Annotated in this window: 6 protein-coding genes and 2 pseudogenes; 6 read left to right on the forward strand and 2 right to left on the reverse strand. The window is 59.8% G+C overall.

The window, feature by feature from the left end:
* Positions 1-28 precede the first annotated feature (28 nt).
* From IQK56_RS00450 to IQK56_RS00465, 4 genes and pseudogenes are all read left to right on the forward strand, one after another.
* Positions 29-984, forward strand: a pseudogene (locus IQK56_RS00450) (ABC transporter substrate-binding protein).
* A gap of 17 nt (positions 985-1001) precedes the next feature.
* Entirely contained in the window at positions 1002-2324 is a 1323-nt protein-coding gene (locus tag IQK56_RS00455) for an LLM class flavin-dependent oxidoreductase (RefSeq protein ID WP_193863854.1), read from the forward strand.
* A 39-nt stretch (positions 2325-2363) separates the two neighbouring features.
* Positions 2364-3008, forward strand: a complete 645-nt coding sequence (locus IQK56_RS00460) for a dTMP kinase (protein WP_193863853.1) — start codon at positions 2364-2366, stop codon at positions 3006-3008.
* A 181-nt stretch (positions 3009-3189) separates the two neighbouring features.
* On the forward strand, positions 3190-3678 hold the full coding sequence (locus tag IQK56_RS00465; protein ID WP_193863852.1) for a DUF4019 domain-containing protein: 489 nt from the start codon (positions 3190-3192) through the stop codon (positions 3676-3678).
* Positions 3679-3767: 89 nt separating this feature from the next.
* On the opposite strand, the gene IQK56_RS31585 is transcribed toward IQK56_RS00465, so the two are convergent.
* Both IQK56_RS31585 and IQK56_RS31590 read right to left on the reverse strand, forming a co-directional pair.
* Entirely contained in the window at positions 3768-4391 is a 624-nt protein-coding gene (locus IQK56_RS31585; RefSeq protein WP_425274638.1) for a methyl-accepting chemotaxis protein, read from the reverse strand.
* A 283-nt stretch (positions 4392-4674) separates the two neighbouring features.
* Positions 4675-5382: pseudogene (locus tag IQK56_RS31590) on the reverse strand (MCP four helix bundle domain-containing protein); the annotation flags it as partial.
* A gap of 146 nt (positions 5383-5528) precedes the next feature.
* On the opposite strand from IQK56_RS31590, the gene IQK56_RS00475 reads away from it, so the two are divergent.
* The gene (locus IQK56_RS00475; RefSeq protein WP_150675411.1) at positions 5529-6737 is read left to right on the forward strand and encodes a multidrug effflux MFS transporter; all 1209 of its coding nucleotides are present in this window, start codon (positions 5529-5531) and stop codon (positions 6735-6737) included.
* Positions 6738-6855: 118 nt separating this feature from the next.
* Positions 6856-7713, forward strand: coding sequence for a glucose 1-dehydrogenase (locus tag IQK56_RS00480; protein ID WP_150675412.1), 858 nt, complete (start codon positions 6856-6858; stop codon positions 7711-7713).
* Positions 7714-7770 lie beyond the last annotated feature (57 nt).

Here is a 7770-nt window from a genome sequence, read left to right on the forward strand (position 1 = left end):
CTGCCTGACAAGGCATCTGGAGACGAACGTGCGTTACCTGACAACACTCGCGGCCGGGTTGGCCGCGCCTTGCTGAGCCTGACCGCGACGGCGCAAACGCTGGTGGTCGGCGACCAAAGCTACAACGCCCAGGCAGTAATGGAAGCGGCGGGGGTGCTTGATGACCTGCCCTATACCCTGGAATGGAAGCAATTCACCGCCGGGTCGCCCGTTGCCGAAGCGCTCAACGTCGGCAGCCTGGATATAGGCCTGCTGGGGGATGCGCCGGTGCTGTTCCTGGGCGCATTGGGTGCGCCAATCAAGGTGATTGCCGTCAGCCGGCAAAGCCTCGACGGCGTGGCCATCCTGGTCAGCAAGGATTCATCCATCAAGAGCCTTGCCGATCTCAAGGGCAAGCGTGCAGCGATCTGGAAAGGTTCGTGGAGCCAGCAACTGCTGCTGACGGCGCTGGATAAAGCCGGCGTGGCCCGCGACTCCCTGGAGCTGCGCTACCTCAGCGCGCTGGACGCCTCCCATGCGCTGGAAGGCGGCTCGGTTGACGTCATCGCGACCTGGGAACCTTACGTGACGCAACAGGAACGCCAAGGTGCGCGGGTGCTCGCCACGGCTGAAGGCTTGATTCCAGCACAGAGTTTCATTGCCGCCAACGCCAGTGCCGTGGACGCCAAGCGGGCGCCCATCAACGATTTTCTTCAGCGCCTGAAAAAGGCGCGTGACTGGGCTCGCCAAGCGCCGGCCAACGCCGATGCTTACGCCGATGCGTGGGCCAAACGTACCCGTGCGGACGCGGATATCGCCCGAACCTGGTTTGCCCGTGCGCGCACCACCGTAGAGCCCGTGACAGCCCAATCTTCCGTTGAGGCGCAAAAGACCGTGGACTTTTTTGCCCGCCAGGGACTGGTCAAGTCTTACCCAGCCGCCAGCCTGTTCGATGACTCGTTCGCGGCGTCCTTGCAGCCTGCCGTTGCTAATAAACAGCCGTGAACAGGAACCCTCTGCACATGACCAAACGACAACTCAAACTGGGCGCCTTGACCATGGGCAGCGGCGGGCCGGGTCGCCACAACTTGTGGCTGGACCCGCAGTTGCCAGCGGATGCCAGCGTCAATATCGACTGGTACATCGACATTGCGCGTCAGGCCGAAGCGGCGCTGTTCGACCTGATATTCATCGTCGACAGCCAGTTCATCACGCGGGGCTCGCCGTCCCATTACCTGAATCGCCTGGAACCGCTGACCCTGTTATCGGCGCTCGCCGTGAGCACCCGTCATATCGGCCTCGTCGGCACGCTGACCACGTCTTACAACGCACCCTACAACGTGGCGCGGCGCCTGGCTTCACTGGACCTGATCAGCAAAGGCCGTGCAGGTTGGAACGTGGTGACCAGCGGCGACGCCGGCACCGCGGGCAATTACAGCCGGGATGAACATTACGACTACGACACACGCTATGGTCGCGCAGCCGAACACGTCCAGGTGGTGCAGGGGTTGTGGAACTCCTACGAGGAAGATGCATTCGTGCGTGATCGGGCGACCGGACAGTTCCTGGATGCGAGCAAGCTGCATCGCCTGGATCACCAGGGCGAACACTTTTCGGTGGTCGGCCCGTTGAATATCCAACGTTCAGCGCAAGGCCAACCGGTGATCTTCCAGGCCGGTGATTCGCAGCAGGGCCGCGAGCTGGGTGCTGCGACGGCGGATTTGATCTTCACCCATGCTGCGAGTATCGAGCAGGGCCAGGCTTTTTATCAGGATATAAAGGGCAGGGCGCTGCAACAGGGCCGCGACCCGGAGCAATTGCTGGTGATGCCGGGCGCTGAGATTTATGTCGGCGACACCGATGGACACGCCCGGGAAATCGAGCAGCACTATCATCAGGCCGACCATAGCTTTGAGCTGGCACTGAAGGAGTTTGGGCGCAATTTCGGCTGGCATGATTTCAGCCAGTACGACCTCGACGCGCCGTTTCCACAGGAAAGTCTGGAAGCGGCACGCAGCAGCTTCTTTACTGCCGCCAAACGCATTGCAGACCATGCACGGGAAAAAGGCTTCACGTTGCGTCAGACCGTGGAGTTTGGCCGGCAGTTGCGTCCGGGCGCGTTTGTGGGATCGGCCGAAACCGTCGCGCAGAAAATGGCCGAATGGTTCGAAGCGCGGGCCGTGGATGGGTTCAACATCTATATAGGGCATCCGCAGCAGTTCACGCGGTTTACCGAGGAAGTGATCCCTTTGTTGCAGGCGCGGGGCGTGTATCGCACGGCGTATGAAGGGACCACGTTGCGTGAAAGCCTGGGCCTTGAGATTCCGAGGTTTGTGCGCAAGTGATGCTAGAGTGCGCAGCAGTTTTCAACTGATGTATGAAAAATGAGTTCTCAGCTGTTTATTTCCCTGGATGGGCCCAAGGGCGTGGGCAAAACTACGCTCTTGGAGTCCATCACGGCCGTGCTAAGGGCACACAACCTGAAGGTGATCCGGCTTTGCGAGAGCAAAAGTGACCCTTATCGAGCGCAAACAATGGCCCTCGTCAACGAACTCGTCAGGCATCCAAGTCGTGAGCTGGAATTGACGGTTTGCGAGCGTTTTGCTGATAGTCGAGCGTGGATCACTCAGCACGTGCTGCCCAGACAGCCACGGGACAGCATCATATTGATTGATCGTTGGTACCCATCGGACGCAGCGTTTCGCCGGACCGTGCCGTTCGCAGAGGTTCTGCAGTTGAACCTTGACCGCAACGTGCAAGTGCCAGACCTGCACGTCGGCGTCGTCACCGCGCCTGAGATCTCATGGGCGCGAGCGGCAGCACGACGGCGCGGGTTAAGCAGTACGGTCATGCATGCGCTGGAAGAACATGTTGCCAGCACCCAGGCGTTTGAGCAGGCGGCTGGCGAACAGGGCTGGGCGTTGTGCCGTAATGAAGGAACGATCGCAGAGGCAACGATGCAGGTGGTGGCTGAGATCCAGAGGGTACGGGGGCGAGTGAGCAGCGGGTTGGATGGATCAGTGGGCTAGCAACATAGAAACATGATTTAACATAATATACATTATGCGTAACTATATGTATCTGACTGCCAGGCGTAGGGCTGAAGAATTCACACACCACACCAGCCTTTTCCACCGGGCTGATGGCAACCCCTTCAAGTGTCATCTTTACTCGTCCCAACGGATGTCGATCAGTGCCTTGGAGGTTTGCATGAAGCTGCTTGCAGTCATGGTGTTCTCGCTCGCATTGCTCAGTGGCTGCGACATCAGCTTCAACAACAATACGCCCAAGGTCATCGCAAACGATTTCGGCACGCCGCAACAGCAACAGCATGTATTCGATACAGCTGTCGGGTTTCTAACGTTGCTTGATTCGGGTAAGGCCGAATTGACCTGGCCTGCAGTGAGTCCGGTGCTGCAAGCCAAAACTTCCGCGTTGATGTGGGCCAGCAGCCTCAAAGGCCTGCGGCTTGGATTGGGCTCGTTTCAAAAGCGAGAACCCGTCGCCATCGGCTTTATCGATCAGATGCCAGACGCGCCCGCCGGAAATTATGCAGTGATCGAGTTCGCCTCGACGTTTTCCACGACCACCGTCCAAGAGAAAGTGATCGTGCGTGACGACGACAAGCACTGGGGAATCGTCGGTTATTTCGTCAATAAGCGCGTGGTGTTCGGTGAAGACGCCAGGAAAGCCCCCTAGCCCTACGCTCACATTATTCAATAATGATATAACTCAACTAAATATCTATTTAGTTGAGTTATATAAAAGGCGTTCCGGCCCTGCCCCCGTCAAAGCTGAAAACGGTCCACCGACTGGGACAGTTTACCCGCCAGACTGGACAGCTCATCCGTCGTCGACGCCGTTTGCCCAATCACGCGGCTGTTGTTTTCCGACATGCCTGCGATCATTTCCACCTGATGCGATATCTCATTACTGGCCAGGCTCTGCTCGCCGATAGTGCGCGAAATGTCATGCACCAACTCGGTGGTATTCAAGGTGGCCTGCAGAATCTCGCGGATTGCCCGTTCGACTTCCGCCGTCACTGCCATGCCTTTGTCCACTTGTGTGACGCCCTCCTCCATGCTGGTCACCGCCTCCCGGGTGTTTTGCTGGATGCGTGCGACCATGCTGGCAATTTCCTGGGTCGAGGCACTGGTGCGGCCCGCCAGGCTGCGCACTTCATCGGCGACCACGGCAAAGCCCCGGCCTTGTTCACCTGCACGCGCCGCTTCAATCGCGGCGTTGAGGGCCAACAGGTTGGTCTGGTCGGCAATGCCTTTGATGACTTGGATAATGCTGAAAATCGCCTCGGACTCCTTGTCCAGCGTACGTATCACTTGGGCCGATTGCTGCGCCGAACGGGCAATGCCATCCATGTCCTTGACCACCTGGTGAATCACGCGCCCCCCCATCCTTGGCCAAGGCTTCAGCCTGGTTGGCCATGTCCAGGGCGCGACCGGCGTGGCGGGTGATTTCTTCGATGCTCGCCGTCATTTCGCTTGCTGCTGCCGCCATGGTGCTGGCGGCCGCGCTTTGTTGCTGGCTGCTGCCGGCGACTTCATGGCAACCGTGACTCAATTGTTCGCTCATGCCATTGACGCCGTGGGCGTTGCTGCGCACCACTTCGATCATGCCGCGCAAGTCCCGCTGCATAGTGGCGAGGCTCAGAATCAGCGTGCCGGCTTCATCCTTGCGCTTGGGTTCGACAATCGGTTCGCTCAAGTTGCCCCTGGCGATACTCGCCGCGATGCGACTGGCGGTTTGCAGCGGTCCCATGATGCTCAGGATGACCCAGCGGCCTTGAGCCAACAACAGCAACAAGCTGGCAATCAGCACCGTGCCCAGGGTGAAGTTGGCCGTGCTGATGGTTTGTCGCGTGCCCTCGCCGGTCTGCAGGGTTTCGGTTTCGATCAGTTCACTCAGGGCCGCCATTTGGTCTTCCAAGCGGCTGAACGCCGTGTTGAAACTGTCCAGTTCTGCGCGAGCGGCTTCGGGATTTTCCAACGCCAGCGCGACGATGCGCTCACCGGCGCTGACGTAGGTATCCAGGCTGGGTTTGATTTTTTCCAGGCTGGATTTGAGGGCTTCATCCAACGGCAGCTTGAGGTTGTCGCCCAGTACCTGGCGAAAGTGCTCGGCATGCTCCTTGAGCGAGCTGGTGACCTCGGCCTTGGTGCTGGTGCTTTTCCCCAGGCCTACCAGCATCGCCGACAGCACGTCGGCGCGCAGGGCGTCGTGCATCATGTCGGCTTCCATATGATTGCGCAGCACCGTCATGCTCACTTCGTTGGCCTGCACAGCCTCGCCCATGCGCGTGTTGCCCAGGTAACTGGCCATGCTCATGACCAGGGCGGTGAGCATTCCGGTCGCTATCAACAGCATCAAGCGTAATTTGATCGTCATGCGGGTATCCCCATACCTGGACCACCGGTTGGGATCCCAACCGCTATTAACGTTATCGGCAACAGTTGCTGGTTAGTGAAGCCTAAGTTTGCGGATCTGCACGGATCCCTTAAGCTGGCCGTCCTTTGCTCCGCCCGGAATTGCCCATGTCTCGAAGTATTGCCCATTTGGCCCTGCTGCTGGGCCTGATCACCGCCGTCGGCCCGTTCGCCATCGATATCTACCTGCCCGCGCTGCCAACCCTGGGTGCCAGCCTGCACGCCTCGCCCGCCGCCGTGCAGATGAGCCTCACTGTGTTCTTTGTGATTGTAGGTGTGTGCCAACTGTTTTACGGGCCGATCAGCGATGTATTCGGCCGTAAACCACCGATCTATGCCGGCCTGCTGATTTTTGCCATTGGCAGTATCGGTTGCGCCCTGGCGCCGACCATCGAAGTGCTGATTGGTTTTCGGGCGCTGCAAGCGTTTGGTGCCTGCGCCGGCATGGTGATCCCCCGGGCCATCGTGCGCGACCTGTACACCGGCCATGAAGCAGCGCGCCTCATGTCGTTGCTGATGCTGGTGATGAGTGTCTCGCCGATCCTCGCCCCGCTGGCCGGCAGCGTGGTGATTGCGCTCTGGAGTTGGCGCGAAGTGTTTGCCGTGCTGGCAGTGGTGTCCATGTTGTGCATGGTCATGACGGCCGTACAATTGCCCGAAACCCACCCGCCCGAGCGTCGCCTGGGCAAGACCCTGGGCAACGCGTTCAGCAGTTACGGGGCTCTGCTGCGCGATCCGGTGTTTATCGGTTTGTCGGTGGTCAGCGGCTTTGGCCTGGCCACCTTCTTTGTGTTTATCGGCAGCGCACCCTTTGTGTACATCGAGTATTTCGGCCTGACGCCCACGCAATTCAGTCTGTGTTTTGCCCTGAATGCAGCGTCATTTTTCGCCATGAGCCAACTGACCGCGCGCCTGAGTGCCCGCTTCGGGCTGGTGCCGTTGATTCGCGGGTCGGTCACTGCGGTGGCGGCGGTCATGCTCCTGCTGGCGGTGACCACGCTGTGGGTTGATAGCCTGGCCGTGATGATGACCCTGCTGTTTATCGGCTTTGGCTTTCTTGGCTTGCTGTTGCCGGCGGCGGGCGTTCTGGCGCTGGAAGATCACGGCGCGGTGGCGGGTTCTGCATCTGCCTTGCTGGGCGCGATCCAGATGATCACGGGCGCCGTGTCCATGACACTCGTCGGTGTCTTCGCCGACCACACGCCAGCGCCCATGATCATCGGCATTGCACTCTGCGCCGTCGCGGCGATGCTCACGGTCATCTGGACATTGCGCCGTTTGCCCGCCCACTTGGCGAGTGCCCCGCCCTCCCCCTGATGGCCTGCGGAGGGGCCGGCGCTGACCATTCGTCGGGCTTGGGCGGGATCCGGCACAACTATCGCCGGCCACGGAATTACTAACTCCATAGCACCCTTAGGAACCTATGGAGATTGAAATGACTGACTATCCACGTCCGCCCTTCGCCCCCCAAGCCCAATCGGTCCCCGGCTCTCAGAAGAAAATGGACCCGTACCCCGACTGTGGCGAGCAAAGCTATAAAGGCTCCGGCCGGCTGGCCAACAAGATCGCGCTGATTACGGGGGCCGACAGCGGCATCGGTCGCGCAGTTGCCATTGCGTTTGCCCGCGAAGGTGCAGATGTTGCCATCGCCTATCTGGATGAACATGAAGACGCCAAGGAAACCGCACGCTGGGTGGAAGAAGCCGGTCGACAGTGCCTGTTACTGCCCGGCGACCTTGCGCAGAAAGCCCAGTGCCAGGCCGTGGTCGACAACACCGTCGAACAGTTCGGCCGCATCGATGTGCTGGTTAATAACGCCGCGTTCCAGATGACCCACGAAACCCTCGAAGAGATCGAGGACGAGGAATGGGTGAAGACCTTCGATATCAACATCACGGCGATGTTTCGTATCTGCAAGGCCGCCCTGCCCCATATGAAGGCTGGCGGTTCGATCATCAACACCAGCTCGGTCAACTCCGACATGCCCAAACCGACGCTGCTGGCCTACGCCGCCACCAAGGGCGCGATTGCCAACTTCACCGGTGGCCTGGCGCAGCTTCTGGGCAGCAAAGGCATTCGCGTCAACAGCGTCGCGCCGGGCCCAATCTGGACGCCGTTGATCGTGGCGACCATGACCGATGACAATGTGAAGAGTTTCGGCGAGGAAACCCCGCTGGGCCGTCCGGGCCAACCGGTGGAAGTGGCACCGATTTACGTGCTGCTTGCTTCGGATGAAGCCAGCTATATTTCCGGTTCACGCTATGCGGTGACTGGCGGGAAACCCATCCTCTAAGGCTGGACATGATCCCTGTGGCGAGGGGGCTTGCTCCCGCTGTTGTGGTGAGCGGGC

The organism is Pseudomonas cyclaminis (assembly GCF_015163715.1).
In the GTDB taxonomy this organism is placed as follows: Bacteria; Pseudomonadota; Gammaproteobacteria; order Pseudomonadales; family Pseudomonadaceae; genus Aquipseudomonas; species Aquipseudomonas cyclaminis.

Coding starts and splice junctions, on each gene's coding strand:
- IQK56_RS00455 (WP_193863854.1), top strand. CDS start 1,002: ATGACCAAACGACAACTCAAACTGGGCGCCTTGACCATGGGCAGCGGC.
- IQK56_RS00460 (WP_193863853.1), top strand. CDS start 2,364: ATGAGTTCTCAGCTGTTTATTTCCCTGGATGGGCCCAAGGGCGTGGGC.
- IQK56_RS00465 (WP_193863852.1), top strand. CDS start 3,190: ATGAAGCTGCTTGCAGTCATGGTGTTCTCGCTCGCATTGCTCAGTGGC.
- IQK56_RS31585 (WP_425274638.1), bottom strand. CDS start 4,391: ATGGGGGGGCGCGTGATTCACCAGGTGGTCAAGGACATGGATGGCATT.
- IQK56_RS00475 (WP_150675411.1), top strand. CDS start 5,529: ATGTCTCGAAGTATTGCCCATTTGGCCCTGCTGCTGGGCCTGATCACC.
- IQK56_RS00480 (WP_150675412.1), top strand. CDS start 6,856: ATGACTGACTATCCACGTCCGCCCTTCGCCCCCCAAGCCCAATCGGTC.